The 17,853-nt window shown below is 63.9% G+C and carries 16 protein-coding genes; 12 read left to right on the top strand and 4 right to left on the bottom strand.

Going from position 1 to position 17,853, the window contains the following annotated elements; genetic code table 11:
* Positions 1 to 29 precede the first annotated feature (29 nt).
* Both ACVOLO_RS00960 and ACVOLO_RS00955 read left to right on the top strand, forming a co-directional pair.
* Entirely contained in the window at positions 30 to 935 is a 906-nt protein-coding gene (locus tag ACVOLO_RS00960) for a LysR family transcriptional regulator (protein WP_481568396.1), read from the top strand.
* Between the two features lie 17 nt (positions 936 to 952).
* A complete protein-coding gene (locus ACVOLO_RS00955; RefSeq protein WP_481568395.1) occupies positions 953 to 2,845 on the top strand; it encodes an ATP-binding cassette domain-containing protein in 1,893 nt (630 codons plus the stop codon).
* Positions 2,846 to 3,195: 350 nt separating this feature from the next.
* Here ACVOLO_RS00955 and ACVOLO_RS00950 read toward each other — a convergent pair whose 3' ends face one another.
* Together ACVOLO_RS00950 and ACVOLO_RS00945 are read right to left on the bottom strand one after the other, a co-directional pair.
* Positions 3,196 to 3,651, bottom strand: a complete 456-nt coding sequence (locus ACVOLO_RS00950; RefSeq protein ID WP_481568394.1) for a barstar family protein — start codon at positions 3,649 to 3,651, stop codon at positions 3,196 to 3,198.
* The gene (locus ACVOLO_RS00945; RefSeq protein WP_481568393.1) at positions 3,644 to 4,108 is read right to left on the bottom strand and encodes a guanyl-specific ribonuclease; all 465 of its coding nucleotides are present in this window, start codon (positions 4,106 to 4,108) and stop codon (positions 3,644 to 3,646) included. Before ACVOLO_RS00945 ends, ACVOLO_RS00950 begins: the two co-directional genes overlap by 8 nt.
* Before the next feature lie 261 nt (positions 4,109 to 4,369).
* Here ACVOLO_RS00945 and ACVOLO_RS00940 point away from each other — a divergent pair, with 261 nt between their 5' ends.
* Positions 4,370 to 4,981: a superoxide dismutase gene (locus ACVOLO_RS00940; protein ID WP_481568392.1), complete on the top strand. Its 612-nt coding sequence runs from the start codon at positions 4,370 to 4,372 to the stop codon at positions 4,979 to 4,981.
* Positions 4,982 to 5,092: 111 nt separating this feature from the next.
* On the opposite strand, the gene ACVOLO_RS00935 is transcribed toward ACVOLO_RS00940, so the two are convergent.
* Positions 5,093 to 5,917 carry an endonuclease/exonuclease/phosphatase family protein gene (locus ACVOLO_RS00935; protein ID WP_481568391.1) on the bottom strand — a complete coding sequence of 275 codons (825 nt, stop codon included), beginning with the start codon at positions 5,915 to 5,917 and terminating at the stop codon, positions 5,093 to 5,095.
* 159 nt (positions 5,918 to 6,076) lie between these two features.
* Between ACVOLO_RS00935 and ACVOLO_RS00930 the strand changes: the two genes are divergently transcribed.
* The 9 genes from ACVOLO_RS00930 (at position 6,077) to ACVOLO_RS00890 (ending at position 14,976) form a co-directional block, all read left to right on the top strand.
* Positions 6,077 to 7,654: a POT-type proton-dependent oligopeptide transporter gene (locus ACVOLO_RS00930; protein WP_481568390.1), complete on the top strand. Its 1,578-nt coding sequence runs from the start codon at positions 6,077 to 6,079 to the stop codon at positions 7,652 to 7,654.
* Positions 7,655 to 7,674: 20 nt separating this feature from the next.
* Complete coding sequence (locus ACVOLO_RS00925; protein ID WP_481568389.1) at positions 7,675 to 8,286, top strand: rhomboid family intramembrane serine protease; 612 nt, start codon at positions 7,675 to 7,677, stop codon at positions 8,284 to 8,286.
* 199 nt (positions 8,287 to 8,485) lie between these two features.
* Positions 8,486 to 8,776 carry a GNAT family N-acetyltransferase gene (locus tag ACVOLO_RS00920; protein ID WP_481568388.1) on the top strand — a complete coding sequence of 97 codons (291 nt, stop codon included), beginning with the start codon at positions 8,486 to 8,488 and terminating at the stop codon, positions 8,774 to 8,776.
* Positions 8,777 to 8,832: 56 nt separating this feature from the next.
* Positions 8,833 to 9,666: a DUF3298 and DUF4163 domain-containing protein gene (locus ACVOLO_RS00915; protein WP_481568387.1), complete on the top strand. Its 834-nt coding sequence runs from the start codon at positions 8,833 to 8,835 to the stop codon at positions 9,664 to 9,666.
* Positions 9,667 to 9,682: 16 nt separating this feature from the next.
* Complete coding sequence (cfa, locus tag ACVOLO_RS00910; RefSeq protein ID WP_481568386.1) at positions 9,683 to 10,798, top strand: cyclopropane fatty acyl phospholipid synthase; 1,116 nt, start codon at positions 9,683 to 9,685, stop codon at positions 10,796 to 10,798.
* Between the two features lie 318 nt (positions 10,799 to 11,116).
* Positions 11,117 to 11,611 (top strand): MarR family winged helix-turn-helix transcriptional regulator, encoded by a 495-nt coding sequence (locus ACVOLO_RS00905; protein ID WP_481568385.1) that lies wholly within the window; start codon positions 11,117 to 11,119, stop codon positions 11,609 to 11,611.
* Positions 11,612 to 11,618: 7 nt separating this feature from the next.
* A complete protein-coding gene (locus ACVOLO_RS00900) occupies positions 11,619 to 13,772 on the top strand; it encodes an FUSC family protein (RefSeq protein ID WP_481568384.1) in 2,154 nt (717 codons plus the stop codon).
* Positions 13,762 to 13,959, top strand: coding sequence for a DUF1656 domain-containing protein (locus ACVOLO_RS00895; protein WP_431594209.1), 198 nt, complete (start codon positions 13,762 to 13,764; stop codon positions 13,957 to 13,959). The genes ACVOLO_RS00900 and ACVOLO_RS00895 overlap by 11 nt, the downstream gene beginning before the upstream one ends.
* A 9-nt stretch (positions 13,960 to 13,968) precedes the next feature.
* Positions 13,969 to 14,976: an HlyD family secretion protein gene (locus ACVOLO_RS00890; RefSeq protein WP_481568383.1), complete on the top strand. Its 1,008-nt coding sequence runs from the start codon at positions 13,969 to 13,971 to the stop codon at positions 14,974 to 14,976.
* A 601-nt stretch (positions 14,977 to 15,577) separates the two neighbouring features.
* On the opposite strand, the gene ACVOLO_RS00885 is transcribed toward ACVOLO_RS00890, so the two are convergent.
* Entirely contained in the window at positions 15,578 to 17,749 is a 2,172-nt protein-coding gene (locus tag ACVOLO_RS00885) for a M3 family metallopeptidase (RefSeq protein WP_481568382.1), read from the bottom strand.
* Between the last annotated feature and the right edge of the window lie 104 nt (positions 17,750 to 17,853).

The following is a 17,853-nucleotide window of genomic DNA, read 5'->3' as shown; positions in this document are numbered from 1 at the left end:
GTAAATTCAACCTGTCTAATGGGTAGGTCATGCATCTGTCACTGCGCCAACTGCAGATCTTCTCGGCCATCGCTGAGGCCGGCACGACAACCGCGGCGGGCGAAACCATTGGCCTGTCGCAGTCTGCGGTGAGTGCCGCACTGAACGAGCTGGAGAGCCTGCTTGGCCTTGCGCTGTTTGATCGGGTCGGCCGGCGCCTGGTGCTCAATGGCCATGGCCGGGCGCTGCTGCCGGAAGCGCGCACGCTGCTGGCCGGCATGGCCGATATCGAGCGCCGCTTCAGCACGAGGCAGGAAGCGACCGCGCCGGTACGATGGCGGCTTGGGGCCAGTACCACCATCGGCAATTACCTGATGCCGGCACGCATTGCCGATCTGCTTGAGGTAAATCCCCGGGCGCATGTTGACCTGGTCATCGGCAACACCCGCGAGGTCACCAGTGCTGTCCAGCGGCTGGAAGTGGATATCGGCCTGATCGAAGGCCCCAACCATGAGCCCGGACTGGAGGTTGCCGAGTGGATGGATGACGAGTTGGTCATCGTGTTCGGCGCGCGTCATCCCCTGGCGGCGGAACTGAAGCAGGGCGCGGACATGGGCCTGTTGCGCCGGGCGTGCTGGCTGCTGCGTGAACCCGGCTCGGGCACCCGCGAGGCTGCTGAGCAGGCCTTGTTGCCGCATCTGCAGGGCTTTGCCGAAGTGCTGCAACTGGGCGGCACCGAGGCAATCAAGCAGGGCGCGGTAGCCGGACTGGGGCTGGCCTGCCTGTCGCGGCATGCGGTGGCCGACCTGGTGGCGCTGGGCCGGCTGCAGGTATTGCGCACCCCGTTGCCGCCGTTGAGCCGCCGTCTTTGGCTGGTGCGCCACCCCGGCAAGCGGGTGCCGGCCAGTCTGCGGCAGCTGCTGGGCTTGCCCGCGAACGTCTTCGCTGACGGCTAGTCCCGTACAATGGGCGGATGTCCTTGATTACTTTGCAGAACGTCGACTACAGCGTCGGCGGCCCGTTGTTGCTGGAAAAAGCTGAACTGTCGATCGAAGCCGGCGAGCGCATCGCCCTGATCGGCCGCAACGGCGCCGGCAAATCCACCTTGATGAAGTTGATGGCCGGCGAGCTCAAGCCCGACGACGGCGAAGTGCGCGTCCAGCAGGGCGTTCGCGTCACCCGGCTGGAGCAGTTGGTGCCGCACGGCGCCGACGGCAGTGTGTTCGACGTAGTCGCCGATGTCTTGGGCGAACTGGGCCACTGGCTGGCCGAGTTCCACCGCCTGAGCCACGCCGAGGTGTTCGATGGCGACGCCATGGGCGATGTGCAGGCCAAGATCGACGCCGCCGACGGCTGGGGCCTGGACCAGCGCGTGGCTGAAACCCTGACCAAACTTGAGCTGGATGGCGAGGCCGAATTCGGCCGCTTGTCCGGCGGCATGAAGCGCCGTGTGCTGCTGGCGCGTGCGTTGGTGGCCGGCCCGGACGTGCTGTTGCTCGACGAACCGACCAACCACCTGGACATCGAAGCCATCGATTGGCTGGAAGGTTTCCTCAAGGGCTGGAATGGCTGCGTGGTGTTCGTCACCCATGACCGCCGCTTCCTGCGCGCGCTGGCCACCCGCATCGTCGAGATCGACCGTGGCCAGGTGACCAGCTGGCCGGGCGACTGGGAGAACTACGAGCGCCGCCGCGAGGAGCGCCTCAACGCGCAGGCACAGGAAAACGCCCGCTTCGACAAACTGCTGGCGCAGGAAGAAGTGTGGATCCGCCAGGGAATCAAGGCCCGTCGTACCCGCGACGAAGGCCGCGTGCGCCGCCTCAAGGCGATGCGCAACGAGCGCAGCCAGCGCCGTGAACTCAGCGGCAACGTCAAGCTGGAAGCGGCCGGCGCGGAGAACTCCGGCAAGAAGGTCATCGACATCAAGGAGGTGAACTTCGCCTTCGGCGAGCGGGTGATGATCAAGGATTTCTCGACCACCATCCTGCGTGGCGACCGCATCGGCCTGATTGGCCCCAACGGCAGCGGCAAGACCACGCTGCTCAAGCTGTTGCTGGGCGAACTGCAGCCGGACAGCGGCGAAGTGCGCCAGGGCACCAACCTGCAGATCGCCTACTTCGACCAGTACCGCGCCACGCTGCGCGAGGACTGGAGCGCGATCGAGAACGTGGCCGAAGGTGCGGACTTCATCGACCTCAACGGCAAGCGCAAGCATGTGCATGCCTACCTGCAGGATTTCCTGTTCACCCCGGAGCGTGCGCGCGCGCCGATCACCCGCCTGTCCGGCGGTGAGCGCAACCGCCTGCTGCTGGCCAAGCTGTTCGCGCAGCCATCCAACCTGCTGGTGATGGACGAACCGACCAACGACCTGGACGTGGAAACCCTGGAGCTGCTGGAAGAGTTGCTGGGCGACTACAGCGGCACCTTGCTGCTGGTCAGCCACGACCGTGACTTCCTGGACAACGTGGTCACCTCCACGCTGGTGCTGGAAGGCGAGGGCAAGGTGGGCGACTACATCGGCGGCTACAGCGACTCGCTGCGCCAGCGTCCGGCGCCGGCCATGAGTGGCATGGCCGTGGCCAAGGCCTCGGCAACCGCCGCGCCTGCGGCCAAGCCGGCGGCACCTGTGGCCGAAGCAGCACCGGCCAAGCGCAAGCTCAGCTTCAAGGATGCACGCGAGCTGGAGCAGCTGCCGGGCAAGATCGAGCAACTGGAACTGGACGTGGAAGGTCTGACCAGCGCGATGAACGATCCGGCGTTCTATACCCGTTCCAGCGCCGAAGTCACCGCGCACACGCAGAAGCTGAGCAAAGTGCAGGCGGAGCTGGATGCGGCGTATGCGCGCTGGCAGGAGCTGGATGCCTGAGTGGCTGGTACGCGGTTGAGGCCTGACCAGCGTCGTGCCTCGGCTGCTGAGATTGAGCCCCTCTCCCGCCTGCGGGAGAGGGGTTGGGGTGAGGGGGCGCCGCAGACGCCTATCAGCCGCAGCGATGAAGAACGCGTCGCCACGCGTCCAGGAGGCAAACCATGAAAAGCTCTCCTCATCCGCCCCTTCGGGGCACCTTCCCCCCAAAGGGGGCTGCAGTCCCGCTCACGGGAGAAGGAATTGGTCTCATGCAATTGCGGTTGATGCGTCTGGCGGCCAGCTCGGACGGCCAGATCAGGTCAGTACTGCCAACCCGTTTTCCATTGCGTTGATGCAGGCAGCACGCCCGCTTAATCCTCCGCCGCTTCCCCATCAACGCCAGGCTCCGAGCCTGCATTGGGCAGTTCCAGGAAGGCCCAGAACGGCACATTGTCCTCGGCCCAACTGGCCGAGGCTTCGGAAAGGATGTCGAGCAAGGTGTCAAAGTCGCCGCTGCTGCCTTGGCGCAGGTCGTCGGCGTCACTGAACAACAACGCATAGCCATTGGCCGGCAACCACGACAGGTCGCGCAGGCCGTCGGATAGGGCGTCCCAGTTGCGGCCCCAGCCGGGTGGGAAATCCAGCTGCGTTCCGATGCGCATCAACAGCGTGCGCTTGTCGATGCAGCCTTCCATGTCCACCCGCAGCACCTTGAGCCCGGCATCGCGCGCTGCGGCGGCCAGGCCGCCCAGGTCGCCGTCGCCCACGCCATACACGCCGGCCTGGCTGGCATCTTCCAGGCCCATGTCGAAACCGCTGTCACTCATGGCGTTCTCCGGTGGCGGGTACTTCAAAGCTGCGGAAACTCTCGTAATGGTCGTCGGTGTAGTACCAGGCATCCGGTGGATTGCCGCCGGTGACGATGCGCTTGGCGCCGCGGTGACCCAGGCCGGGCGTATCGACGGTGTATTCGCGGTAGTAGCCGCGCGGGCGCTGCGGCAGCTGCCGTTCGCGGTTGCCGAACACGCTGCCGTCCTTGCTGTATGGATACGGCCCGCCCTGTTGGATCAGGGTGATGGTGCGGCGTGCTTCAGCAGGCAGGAAGGCGGGCAGGGGATCCTTGTCCGCCTTGTTCGCATGCGGCGGCGTGGCCACATCGCCGGCGACGTCCTGGGTCAGCGAAGGCGCAAACCGGGGAGCGGGCGGCTGCTGCAGCGTGCGCATTCCCCATAGCCCAACAATGAGCAGGATTACAGCAGTGACCAGTAATTGGGGCTTGCGCATTGGTGGCGAAAAGGCAGCGGACAAGGCTGCGATTATTACGCGCACGTGCAACTTTTTTTGAACGGGAGATTCATCGGCGCATGTTTCACGTCGAGGTAACAACCGCAGCGCAAGTTGCGTTGCGCCGGGCCAGGCCCAGAGACGGGACAAAGTTTCCTTTACATCGGCCTTGGTAAGTTGTGGCTTCGTCCCTACTATTCACTGCGCACCGCCCGGTTTTCCGCCGGGCGCAGAACCCAGGCAATCAGACGGAGATCCCTCATGGCCTACACCCTTCCCAAGCTGCCTTACGCCTACGACGCCCTTGAGCCGCACATTGATGCGGCGACGATGGAAATCCACCATTCCAAGCACCACCAGACCTACATCAACAACGTCAATGCGGCACTGGAAGGCACCGAATACGCCGACCTGCCGGTCGACGAGCTGGTCAAGAAGACCAAGTCGCTGCCGGAAAACCTGCAGGGCCCGGTGCGCAACAACGGTGGCGGCCATGCCAACCACTCGCTGTTCTGGACGGTGATGTCGCCCAACGGCGGCGGCAATCCGGTTGGTGACGTGGCCAAGGCCATCGATTCGCAGCTGGGCGGCTTTGAAAAGTTCAAGGAAGCCTTCACCAAGGCCGCGTTGACCCGTTTCGGCAGCGGCTGGGCGTGGCTGAGCGTCACCCCGGACAAGAAGGTGGTCGTTGAGTCTTCGGCCAACCAGGACAGCCCGCTGATGGACGGCAACACCCCGATCCTGGCGCTGGACGTGTGGGAACACGCCTACTACCTGAAGTACCAGAACCGCCGCCCGGAATACATTGGCGCGTTCTTCAACGTGGTTGACTGGAACGAAGTCGAGCGTCGTTACCAGGAAGCCATCGCCTGATACGGCGGTGACAAGGCCGCTTCAGTGCCCGATGGCGCTGGAGCGGGCTGAAAGACAAAGGCCGGGCATTGCCCGGCCTTTGTTGTTTGTGTGGACCCGCACGCGCGGCGGTCAATGCGCCCCGTTGAGGCTTTCGGCCGGTTCTGTGGCTTCGGCAGGGATGACACGGGTCAAACGCAGGGTAGCCATCGCGCCCAGCCGTTGCGCCGGACGTGATTCGCTGGCGGGCAGTTCGATGGATTGCTGGCGGATATCGGCGAAGCTGCGCACCTGGTACAGCACATCCATGCCGTGCTCATCGCTGTTGCGGGCACGGGTGTCTCCCTGGCGCATGGAAGGGTTGCGTCGTGCGGGCTGGAAGCCGGGCAACTGACGCACCAGCTCCTCGGTGGGAGCGGCGAAGTCGCCAACGATCAGGGTTGGCAGGCCGCCGCTGGTGGCATCCATCCAGGAGCGCAGGTCGGCGGCCTGGTGGCCACGGGCGACCGGAGAGTTGTCGGTGGGGCGCATGGTTGCCGCATAGAGGTTCAAATGCGCGTGCTGCAACTGCAGGCGCTGCATGCCGGCTGCGGCAGGCGTCTGGTCGCCATGCAACAGGGTGACGGCGTCCTCCAGCGTGGTCAGGCGGGTCAGGACGGCGTGGCCGTGGCGCAGCGGCTGGCTCGGGCGGTCGGCACTGATGAAGTCGCAGCTGTATTTCAAGCGGTTGCCCAGCCAGCAGGCCGGGTTTGCGGTGCCGGATTGGTTGACGTCCTGTACCACGATGACGTCGGCGCGCAGTTCCTCCATGAGGGCGGCAATGCGGTCGCGGCTGTCTGTCCAGCCGCTCTCCATGGCCGGCAGGTGCAGGCTGGCGATCCTGATCACCGGCATTGCCGGCTCGGCCAACGCGGAAAAGGACAGCGCCAACAATCCAAAACAACCCAGACGCAGCATTGCAACGGCTCAGGGAAAGGAGGTGCATATCGTAATCCGGGCACCGTCCAAGCCATGTGCAGAGTGTGGCCGTCACCCTGGGATACGGGCACGCACGGGCGCGTGATGACGGCATGATGGGTTACGCTTGCAACCTTTGTATTAACTGATCGCCTCCTGATGACGACCAACCACGCAGCCGCCACTCCCGCCCCGACGGGCAAGATGCCCCGCCAGATTCCCTACATCATCGGCAACGAGGGCTGCGAGCGCTTCAGCTTCTACGGGATGCGCAACATCCTGGTGCAGTTCCTGATCACCTCCACGCTGCTGCAGCACATCCTGGATTCGGGTGAGCGCGCGCTGGCGGCCAAGGACCTGATGCACACCTTCATGATCGGTGTGTACTTCTTCCCGCTGCTGGGCGGCTGGGTCGCTGACCGCTTCTTCGGCAAGTACAACACCATCCTGTCCTTCAGCCTGGTGTACTGCCTGGGCCATGCCTTCCTGGCGGTGTTCGAGGAAAGCCGCATGGGCTTCTTCGCCGGCCTGGGCCTGATTGCCTTTGGCGCCGGCGGCATCAAGCCGCTGGTGGCTTCGTTCGTCGGTGACCAGTTCGACCAGAGCAACAAGCATCTGGCCAAGAAGGTGTTCGACGCCTTCTACTGGATCATCAACTTCGGCTCGCTGTTTGCCTCGTTGACGATGCCGCTGTTCCTGAAGAACTTCGGCCCGGCCGTGGCTTTCGGTATCCCGGGCCTGCTGATGTTCATTGCCACCTTCGTGTTCTGGCTGGGCCGCAAGAAGTACGTGCTGATCAAGCCGGATATCGCTGAGAACCCGCATTCCTTCAGCAGAGTGATCCGTACCGCATTGTTCGCGGAAAAGGCCGGCAAGAGTCGCCCGGGCCTGCTGCTGGCGGGCCTTGGCCTGGTGGCTGCGGTGGCGGCGCTGGCGATGACGCCGGTGCTGGGCTTCGTGATTGCCGCCTGTATCGCGCTGGTGCTGATCATTGCCGGCGTGGGTGGTGGCGCTTGGTTGCAGCTGGATCGCGCCCGTGGCATCCACCCCGATGAGGCGGTCAATGGGGTGCGCAATGTGCTGCGGGTGCTGGTGATCTTTGCGCTGGTCACGCCGTTCCATTCGCTGTTCGACCAGAAGGCCTCGACCTGGGTGCTGCAGGGCGAAGAGATGACCAAGCCGGCCTGGTTCGTGGCCTCGCAGATGCAGGCCTTGAACCCGGCGCTGGTTATGATCCTGATCCCGTTCAACAACCTGGTGCTGTACCCGATGCTGGCCAAGTTCGGCTGGGAGCCGACCGCACTGCGCCGCATGACCGCGGGTATCGCCTTCAGCGGCCTTGCCTGGATTGTGATCGGTGGCATCCAGGTGGTGATGGATGGCGGCGAGCCGATGTCCATCGTCTGGCAGGTGTTGCCGTACGCGCTGCTGACCTTCGGTGAAGTGCTGGTCTCGGCCACCGGCCTGGAGTTTGCGTACAGCCAGGCGCCGCAGTCGATGAAGGGCGTGGTGATGAGTTTCTGGAACCTGACCACCACCATCGGCAACCTGTGGGTGCTGCTGGCCAACTTCGCGGTGCGCAATGACACGGTGACAGGTAACATCGCCACCACTGGATTGAGCGTGACCGCCTTCCAGATGTTCTTCTTCGCCGGCTTCGCATTGTTGGCGGCCCTGGCGTTCGGCTTGTATGCGCGGCGTTACAAGGTGGTCGACAACTATCGCGCGGCGGCCTGAGCCCCCAAGAGATCCACGGCATGTTCACCCTGATCCTGATCGCCATCACCGCGCTGGTGTCCTGGATGGCGTTTTCCAACCGCAAGCTGGCCGACCGGCTGATCCTGTGGCCGCCGGCCATCGACCGTCACAAGCAGTACGACAGGTTGGTGACTTACGGCTTCCTGCATGCGGACTTCCCGCACCTGCTGTTCAACATGGTCACGCTGTTCTTCTTCGGGCGGCCCATCGAGGCATTGATGGGCCGGTTGACCGGGCACTGGTGGGTGTTCCCGCTGTTCTACCTGGCCGCGTTGGTGGTTTCGATCCTGCCCAGCTACCTGAAGAACCAGAAGAACCCCAATTACCTCAGCCTGGGTGCTTCAGGTGCGGTGTCGGCAGTGTTGTTCGCCTTCATCCTGGTGTCGCCGTGGTCACTGATCTTCGTGTTCTTCATCCCGGCGCCGGCCATCCTCTACGCCCTGTTCTATGTGGGCTACAGCATCTGGATGGACAAGAAGGGCGCTGACAACGTCAATCACAGCGCACACCTGGCCGGTGCTGCATTCGGCGTGATGTTCATGCTGTTCATGTCGCCGGACCTGCTGCAGCACTTCATGACCAGCCTGATGAACCCCAGTTTCGGCCGCTGATCCCTGCGGTTGGGGCAACGCAACAAGGCGGCGCATTGCGTCGCCTTGTTCGTTTCCGGGACATCCGCAGCAGGCGTACAGTTGCACAGAACAGTTTGCGCGGCCTTGACCTGGCCGCGGACACAATGCCGAAAGTAGCCTGTGCCAGCCCGAATGAATTTTCCGGACCAGGCCCGACTCCCACTCTGGAATGACGCACATGACAAGCACCCCCGAGCAACACCCCATCGACCACAACCCGGCCCAGGCCTGTTTCGAGACCGCGGTGGACGGCCATCGCGCCGTCCTGGAATACCAGCTTGAAGATGGCGTCATGGTCATCACCCACACCGGCGTGCCCGAGGCCATCGGCGGGCGCGGTATTGCCGCCGAACTGACCCGCGCCGCACTGGCCCATGCGCGTGCGACCGGCCTGAAAGTGGTGCCTGCCTGCGCCTATGCGGCGGCCTTCATGCAACGTCATTCCGAGTACACGGACCTGCTGGGATAATGCGCAGGGGCGGCCGGCCCATGGGGGGCCCGGCAGTAACACCGAGGACAGAACGAATGAACAGGTTTGCACAGGGAACGTTTGCGGCAGCAGCCATGCTGTTGGTCTTGGCAGGATGCAAGAAAGAGGGGCAACCGGACACGGTGACGGCTACGCCGGAGCAACCGGCCACGCCAGTGGAAACCGCGCCGGAGGCAACACCCAGCAACTTGAGTGATGTCATCGAACACACCCCCAACTACATGGTGGGCATCAGCTATCCGCCGGCGGCGGCCAAGTACCCGGGCCTGGCGCAGGAGCTGACCAGCTACGCCGGGCACGCCAGGGCCGAGCTGCTCAAGGCCGCCAGCGAACTGGGTAACGACAAGCCTACTGCACCCTACGAACTGTCCCTGTCCTTCGACATGCTGATGGATACCCCGAAGGTCGTTGCCGTCTCGGCCGATGGCAGCAGCTACACCGGCGGTGCACACGGCCAGCCGCTGGTGGCGCGTTTTGTCTGGCTGCCGGAACAGCAGAAACTGCTCAAGGCCGAAGACCTGATCAACACGCCCAAGGGGTGGCAGGCGGTCAGTGATTACGTGGAAGACAAGCTGCTGGAGCAGGCCACCGTTCGTGCCCAGGGTGAAGACCTGTCGCCGGAGGAACAAGTGGAGCAGGTGCGCAACCTGTCGCGGATGATCGATGAAGGCACCGCGCCGGAGCCGGCCAACTTCTCGCAGTTCCAGCCGGTGCTGGACGACGCGGGCCGCGTCAGCGGGCTGCGTTTTGTGTTCCCGCCGTATCAGGTTGGGCCGTATTCCGACGGCACCCAGACCGTGGACGTGCCGGCCGCCGTGCTGCTGCCGAACGTGGCAGCGGACTACCGGGAGTTGTTCTCGCAGAACTGAACCATGGAGGCCAGCGATGGATGCAGGGTTGCAACGACGTGTCGAAGCATTGCTGCAGGAAGCGGATGTGGTTCCTGGTGGAACCCGCCCGCAGGATATCGACATCCTCGACCCGCGCTTTCATGCGCGGGTGCTGGCCGAGGGTTCGCTTGGCTTGGGTGAGAGCTACATGGAAGGCTGGTGGCAGGCCCATTCGCTGGATGGGTTCCTGACCCATCTGCTGGACGCCCGCCTCGACGAACGCGTGCATGGCAGTGGTGAAGTCTGGGACGCGCTCAAGGCCAAGCTGTTCAACCTGCAGGCCGGGCAGGGCAGTTACGAAGTCGGCAAGCGCCACTACGACCTGGGCAACGATCTGTACCGGGCCATGCTCGGCAAGCGGCTGGTCTACAGCTGCGGGTACTGGCGCAATGCCGACACCCTTGACGCCGCCCAGGAAGCCAAGCTGGAGTTGATCTGCCGCAAGCTCGGGCTGCGCCCGGGCATGCGCGTGCTGGATATCGGCTGTGGTTGGGGCGAGGCGCTCAAGTACGCGGCCGAGCACTACGGCGTGCAGGGCGTTGGCGTGACCATCTCCGCCGAGCAGGCGGCATTTGCACAAACGCTGTGTGCGGGCCTGCCGGTGGAGATTCGCCTGCAGGATTACCGCGAGCTGGACGAACCCTTCGACACGATTCTGTCGGTGGGCATGTTCGAGCACGTCGGGGTCAAGAACTACCGCACCTACTTTGAGGTGGCCCGGCGTTGCCTGGGCGAGGAAGGCTTGTTCCTGCTGCACAGCATCGGCACCAATGTCAGTCGCGATCGCACCGACCCGTGGATCGCCAAATACATCTTCCCCAACTCGATGTTGCCCTCGGCCGCGCAGATCACCGACGCGATGGAAGGGCTGTTCGTGCTGGAGGACTGGCACAACTTCGGTACGGATTACGACCGCACGCTGCAGGCGTGGCGTGCCAATGTCGAGGCTGCCTGGGATCAACTCGACGCGCGCTACGACGAGCGCTTCCGCCGCATGTGGCGGTTCTACCTGGCCGCGTCGATGGCGACATTCCGCACCCGGCATTCGCAGCTGTGGCAGCTGGTGCTGTCGCCGCGCGGGGTGCGTGGGGGGTATCTGGGGGTTAGGTGAGGCGGGGGTTGCGGCTGATCTTCTCGCGCGTGAATCCTTCCCCTCTCCCCAACCCCTCTCCCCAACCCCTCTCCCGCCTGGGGAGAGGGGCTTTTAAAGCTGCAATTACAGGCATCGCCTCAGGTCGCAGTACACGAAGCCCCTCTCCCCAGGCGGGAGAGGGGTTGGGGAGAGGGGGCCGGACCTCACTAGCAAGACTCAAACCACTCTGAGACTTCAGCCCTGCCGGGCTTCTCCGCATTCAGGAAAAAAATTTTACTCACTTCTTTATATTTTAGTTCTGTACTATATCGGCGTCCCCCAACCATGACGCCTCCGATGAGCCGTTTCGATCCAACCGAAGCCCGTATTGATGCCACCTGCCAGCGATGGCCCGGGTTCCCGCGTGAACCGGCGGTGCTGGTGCGGTTGATCAAGGCGCTCTACAAAAGCGTGCATGACCACGCCAATGCAGTGCTGCGTGACTTCGACCTGTGCCACGGCGAATACAACGCGCTGATGATGCTGTACAGCACGCCGGACCGCTTGTTGAGCCCATCGGAGCTTGCCGGCGCGGCGACGGAAAAATCCGCCAACATCACCCGGCTCACCGACCTGCTGCACCGCAAGGGGTTGATCGAGCGCATCCCGCATGCCGAAGACCGGCGCAAGCTGGAGCTGCGGCTCACCCCCGAAGGCGTCGCCTGCGTGGAGCGCCTGCTGCCCAGCATGTCGGCGCTGCTGGTGACGGAGATGAAGGGCTTGAACGGCGAGGAACAGCATCAGCTGGAAGCGCTGTTGAAGAAGATGCTCGACGGTCTGGAACCTGTCTGAAACCATCATGTCCAGTGTCCCCACATCCGCCACGCCGAACACCGGGGCCGAGCCTTGGTTTTCGGGTTTTCGTGGTTTCCTGAAAGGCGAAGCCGGTGCCTGGCTGTTCGTGCTGCGGGTAACGCTGTCGTTCTTCATCACCGGCTGGCTGGCCATGCGCATGCAGCTGCCCTTGCCGGGCACGGCGATGTTGACCACGGTCATCGTCATGCACCGGCAAAGCGGCATGGTGCTGGCCAAGAGTTTCTATCGCGTGCTCGGCACATTCGCCGGCGCGGCGGCGGCATTGGCGATGGTGGCGCTGTTTCCGCAGCAGCCGGAGCCATTTTTGCTGGTGATGGCGCTGTGGATCGGGGCCTGTGCGGCGGGTGCCACGCTGCACCGCAACTTCAAATCCTATGCGTTCGTGCTGGCCGGCTATACGGCGGCAATCATTGCCTTGCCGATCATCACCACGCACCCGGGCAACGTCTTCGATTCGGCGGTGGCACGCATCAGCGAGGTGATGTTGGGCCTGGTGGTCAGCGCGGTCATCAGTGACACCGTGCTGCCGGTGCGCCTGCGCGACAGCCTGCGCAGCGCTGTACGCGATCAATATGCAAACTTCCTTGGCTTCGTCAGGGAGGCGTTGCTGGGGCAGCTGCCGCGTGAGCGCATGGAGCAGGAACACCTGCGCATGGTGCGCGCAGCGGTTGCGCTGGAAGACCTGCGCAGTTCGGTGATCTTTGAAGATGCCGAAGCGCGTGCACGCAGCATGCACCTGCTGCAGTTCAACCAGAATTTCATGGCGGCATCGACCAGCTTCCAGTCACTGCATCACCTGATCAATCGCCTGATGCGGCAGGAATCACCGCAGGCAGCACAGGCATTGTTGACCCTGTACCGGCCCTTGGGCGAAGTGATGCAGGCATCGCCGCAGGATGTGCCGGCCGAGCAGTTGGCTGCGCATATCCGCAAGGTGCGGTTGGAACTTCCGGCGCGTGGCAAGGCATTGCATGCCACGCTGGAAAACAGCGGGCAGGCAGAAGATTTTGACGTGGGTGCGGCACTGTTGCGCCGTTTCAGCCAGGAGCTGGAGTCCTACATTCGGGCGCGTGGTCAGCTGCTGCAGCGGGTGGCGCCTTCCAAGGGTGTAGAGCGGGTGCGCTTCGTGCGTGGCAATGATCAGGCCGGTGCGATGCTGGCGTTCGTCCGCACCACCGCCACCATGCTGTTGCTGGGGCTGTTCTGGGCGGGTTCGGGTTGGCCGTTGGGGGCCAACGTGATGCTGTTGGCGACCATCTTCTCCTGCTTGTTTGCCAGCGCACCCAACGCCGCGCGGCTGACCAGCAAAGTGTTGTCCGGCTATATCGCCGGAATGCTGGCCGGTTACTTCTGCGAGTTCCTGGTGCTGACGAAGATGGACGGCTACGCGATGCTGGTGGCAGGTGTGTTGCCGTTCTTCATCATCGGGCCGTACCTGACCACGCGGCCAAAGCTGTCGAGCCTGGGCCTGGGCTACACGATAGGGCTGGTCAATATTCTTGCGCTCAACAACCCGATGGCATTCAACCCGCAGCACTTCTTCAACGATGCGCTGTCGCAGGTGATCGGCCTGGGCGCGGCGACGGTGGGCTTTGTGCTGCTGCCGTCGGCGGTGGGCAGTGCCTGGCTGCGGCGGCGGCAGATGGCAGCGTTGCGGGCGCAGGTGCGCTTGGCGGCACAGGCGCCTTTGCCGGGGCTTCGGCATCGCTTCGAGAGCATCAACAGCGACCTTGTGCATCAGATCGTCGCGCATACCGTGCCGGGCAGCGAGGATGCACGCATGCAACTGGCGTGGGCACTGGCGGTCAATGAAACCGGGCGCGCCTTGATTCACCTGCGCCATGACATTGCCCGGCAACCCCTGCCGGTGTCCCTGCATCGCGAAGTGGAAGCGGCGGTGGATGCGATTGCCGCGTTCTTTGGCCAGCCCAGCCGGCCGGCCTGGCTGCGTGCCGACGCTGCGCTGCGCCGTGCCATTGATGCCGCACGGGCTGATGCCCAGGCACCGGATATCGCGCGGCAGGTGCTGCACCACCTGCGCCTGGTGCGTCTGGCCATGGTGGATGACCACTCGGTGATGGCGGCCTACATCGTCGCGGCCGATGACTCGAACGAGGGGGTGACCCATGCCGATTGAAATCGCCTTTGGCGGCAGCCTGTTCCCGGGTTTGCTGGTGCTGTTCTGTGTGGTCTGCGCGCTGCTGTGGGCATTGGACGTGGTGGCCGGGCGACGCGGTTGGTACCGCTATGTATGGCACCCGTCGTTGTTCCGCATCGCAGTATTCGTTTGCCTGTTCGGCGGGCTTGGCCTGCTGCTGTTCTGAGACATTCCCATGACCCCCAAGACCCAGACCTTGCTCCGTTTCACCCTCACCACGGTTGTCGTGGTGGCTGCGGCACTGATCGCCGTGGCGATGTGGCGGCATTACATGTACTCGCCGTGGACGCGCGAAGGACGCGTGCGCGCCGAAGTGGTACGCGTGGCGCCGGATGTTTCCGGGCCGGTGACCAACGTGGCGGTGCACGACAATCAGTTGGTCAAGCGCGGCGATCTTTTGTTTGCCATTGACCCGTTGCGCTACCGCAATGCCGTGGCGCAGGCGCGCGCGAATCTTGATGCCGCCCGCGCTGCTGCACGCGCCGCCGGTGCCAGCATCCAGGCTGCGGCAGCGGGTGCCGCGCAGCAGGGCGTCAATGCCAGCCGCTACGAGCTGCAGTACGAACGACGCCAGCGCATTTCCGGCAGCCTGATTTCCGAAGAAGCGCGCAGTGATGCCTTGAGTGCCGCCCAAGCCGCACGTGCCGGTGTTGCCCAGGCGCAGGCCAACCGGCAGCAGGCCAGCGCCTCGCAGCAGCAGGCATTGGCGTCGGTGGAGCAGGCGCAGGCTGCGTTGGACACCGCCGAGTTGAACCTGGAGCGCACGGAGGTGCGCGCGCCGGTGGACGGCTACGTCACCAACCTGGAAGTGCGCACCGGCGACTATGCCAGCGCGGGTGCGGCGCGTTTGGCCTTGATCGATACGGCGTCGTTCTGGGTATACGGCTACTTCGAGGAAACTAAACTCTCACAGCTGCATCTTGGCGATGGCGTGAAAGTGCAGTTGATGAGCGGCCATGAGCTGCACGGCCACATCGAGAGTATTTCCCACGGCATCACCGATGCGGACAGCCCGACCGGCAGCGACCTGCTGGCCAACGTCAACCCGACCTACAATTGGGTGCGTCTGGCACAGCGCATTCCGGTGCGGATCAAGCTTGATGAGAGCGCACTGGCGAAGGGCGTAGTGCTGGCCAATGGCATGACTGCGACGGTGATTGTGGAGCAGGGGCGCGAGGGTTGAGCTGGGTGCGCCTGGTGACGGGCGCTGGTTGTACGCAGTTCGGAGCACAAAGCTAGAAGCGCGAAGCTAGAAGCACAAAGCTAGAAGCACAAAGCTAGAAGCACAAAACCCCCTCATCCGCCCTCCGGGCACCTTCTCCCGCAGGCGGGAGAAGGGACTGCAGGCTGCTGCTTGGGCTGATGGTTCGCCGCGCAATGCATGAGCGCAAGGAATGTCCCAGTTCAGCGGTGCAGTGTGCGATCCCGTTCTCCTGCAGGCGGGAGAAGGGACTGCAGGTTGCTGCTTGGGCTGATGGTTCGCCGCGCAATGCATGAGCGCAAGGAATGTCCCAGTTCCCCGATGCAGTGTGCGATCCCCTTCTCCCGCAGGCGGGAGAAGGAACTGCAGGCCGTTGCTTGCTTGGGCTGATGGTTCGCCGCGCAATGCATGAGCGCAAGCAATGTCCCAGTTCCCCGGTGCAGTGTGCAATTCCCTTCTCCCGTTTACGGGAGAAGGTGCCCGAAGGGCGGATGAGGGGGGCTCTTGATCTGCCCGCACGAAGCAAAAGAAAACGCCCGGCAGATGCCGGGCGTTCTCATTCAAACCAACCGCGAACGAACGCTTACTTGCCAGCCTCGCCGGTGGTCAAGCCACGCTTTTCCAGCAGCGGTTCGATCTGCGGCTCGTGGCCGGCGAAGTTGCGGAACAGCTCCATCGCGTCAACGCTGCCGCCCTTGGACAACAGCGTCTTGCGGAAATGATCGCCGTTGGCGCGCGACAGGCCACCATTCTCGCGGAACCACTTCTGGGTGTTGGCGTCCAGCACTTCGGACCAGATGTAGGCGTAGTAACCGGCCGAGTAGCCGCCCATGATGTGGCTGAAGTACGGGGTCTTGTAGCGCGGCGGGACCGGCGCGTAGTAGATGCCGTCCTTGACCAGCGCTTCGTGCTCGAACTTCATCACGTCCTTCGGCGCCGGGATCTGGCCAACGCCAATCTGGTGCCAGCTCTGGTCCAGCATCGCCGCACCCAGGTATTCGGTGGTGGCAAAGCCCTGGTTGAACTTGGACGCGGCAATCACCTTGTCCAGCAGCGCCTGCGGCATGGCCGAGCCGTTCTGGTAGTGCTTGGCGTAGTTGGCCAGGATGGTCGGCTCGTCGGACCACATTTCGTTGACCTGCGACGGGAACTCGACGAAGTCACGCGGCACCGCGGTGCCCGAGAAGTACGGGTACTTCACGTCGGAGAACATGCCGTGCAGCGCGTGGCCGAACTCGTGGAAGGTGGTGGTCACTTCGTCCCAGGTCAGCAGGGTCGGCTTGCCGGCCGGCGGCTTGGGAATGTTGAGGTGGTTGGCCACCACCGGCTTGTCGCCGGTCAGTTCCGACTGCGACACGTAGGAGTTCATCCAGGCGCCACCGCGCTTGGACTCGCGTGCGTAGGGGTCGAACAGGAAGATCGCCAGCTGGCTGCCATCGGCGTCGAACACGTCATAGACGGTGACGTCTTCGTGGTAGACCGGCAGGTCGGTGCGCTGCTTGAAGGTCAGGCCGAATTCCTTGCCGGCGGCAAAGAACACGCCGTCTTCCAGCACCGACTTCAGCTCGAAGTAGGGCTTGAGCTGGGATTCGTCGAAGTTGTACTTGGCCTGGCGCACCTTCTCGCTGTAGAAGGCCCAATCCCACGGCTGCAGCTCGAAGGTCGGCTTGCCGGCGGCCTTCTGCTCGGCGTCGATCATGGCCTGCAGGTCAGCAGCTTCGCGCTTGGCGTTGGTCACGGCTGCCGGTGCCAGCTGGCCCAGCATGGCGTTGACCGCTTCCGGGGTCTTGGCGGTCTGGTTGCCCAGCGAATAGGTGGCGAAGTTCGGGAAGCCCATCAATGCGGCCTTTTCGGCGCGCAGGGTCATGATCCGCGATACCAGCGCGGTGTTGTCGTATTCGCCGCCCTTGCTGCCGCGGGAGATCGAGGCTTCGTAGATCTTCTGGCGCAGCTCGCGGTTGGTCAGGTTGGTCAGCGGCGGCTGGCCGGTGGTGTTGAGCAGGGCGAGCACATACTTGCCGTCCAGCTTGCGGGCCTTGGCCGCTTCGGCGGCGGCGGCGATCTGCTCGGCGGACAGGCCATCCAGCTGCTGCACGTCGTCAACGACGATGTAGGAGGCGTTGACCTCGGCCAGCACGTTCTGGCTGAACTTGGTGCCCAGGTTGGCCAGCTCACCGTTCATGGTCTTGAGTTTGGCCTTGTCGGCGTCGGACAGCTTGGCACCGGCGCGGACGAAATTGTCGTGGTACTTCTCGACCAGGCGCAGGCCTTCAGCGTCCAGGCCCAGCTTGGCGCGGTCGTTGTAGAGCGTCTCGATGCGCGAGAACAGCTTGCCGTTGAGGTTGATGGCGTCACTGTGCGCGGCGAACTTGGCCGAGTAATCGGCCTGCAGCTTCTTGCGCGTGTCGTTGGTGTCCGCGCCGATCAGGGCGAAGAACACGGTGGTGGCGCGGTCCAGCACGGCGCCGCTGTTCTCCAGCGCGATCAGGGTGTTCTCGAAGGTCGGCGCGGCCGGGTTGTTGGCGATGGCTTCCACTTCCTGCAGCTGCTGCGCCATGCCGGCGTCGAAGGCCGGCGCGAAGTCGCTGTCCTTGATCTTGTCGAACTGCGGGTAGTGCAGCGGAAGGGTGCTTTCGGCGAAGAACGGGTTGGCCTGCTCAGCGGTCTGGCTGGTCGCGGCGTGGGCGGTCACGCTGTAGGCCGGGAGGGCAAGGCCCAGGGTAGCGGCGAGGGCAAGGGCGAGGCGGGTGTTCAAGACGGAAGCTCCGTGAAAATGCTGATCGCGAAGATTAACCCGCGGACGCCGGGCCACGGGTGTGTCGAACGGCATGGTTGCAACTGAAAGCACCGTACCCGGTG

It is taken from the genome of Stenotrophomonas sp. STEN056 (genome assembly GCF_056759635.1).
This window is presented reverse-complemented; position numbering and strand designations above follow the sequence as displayed.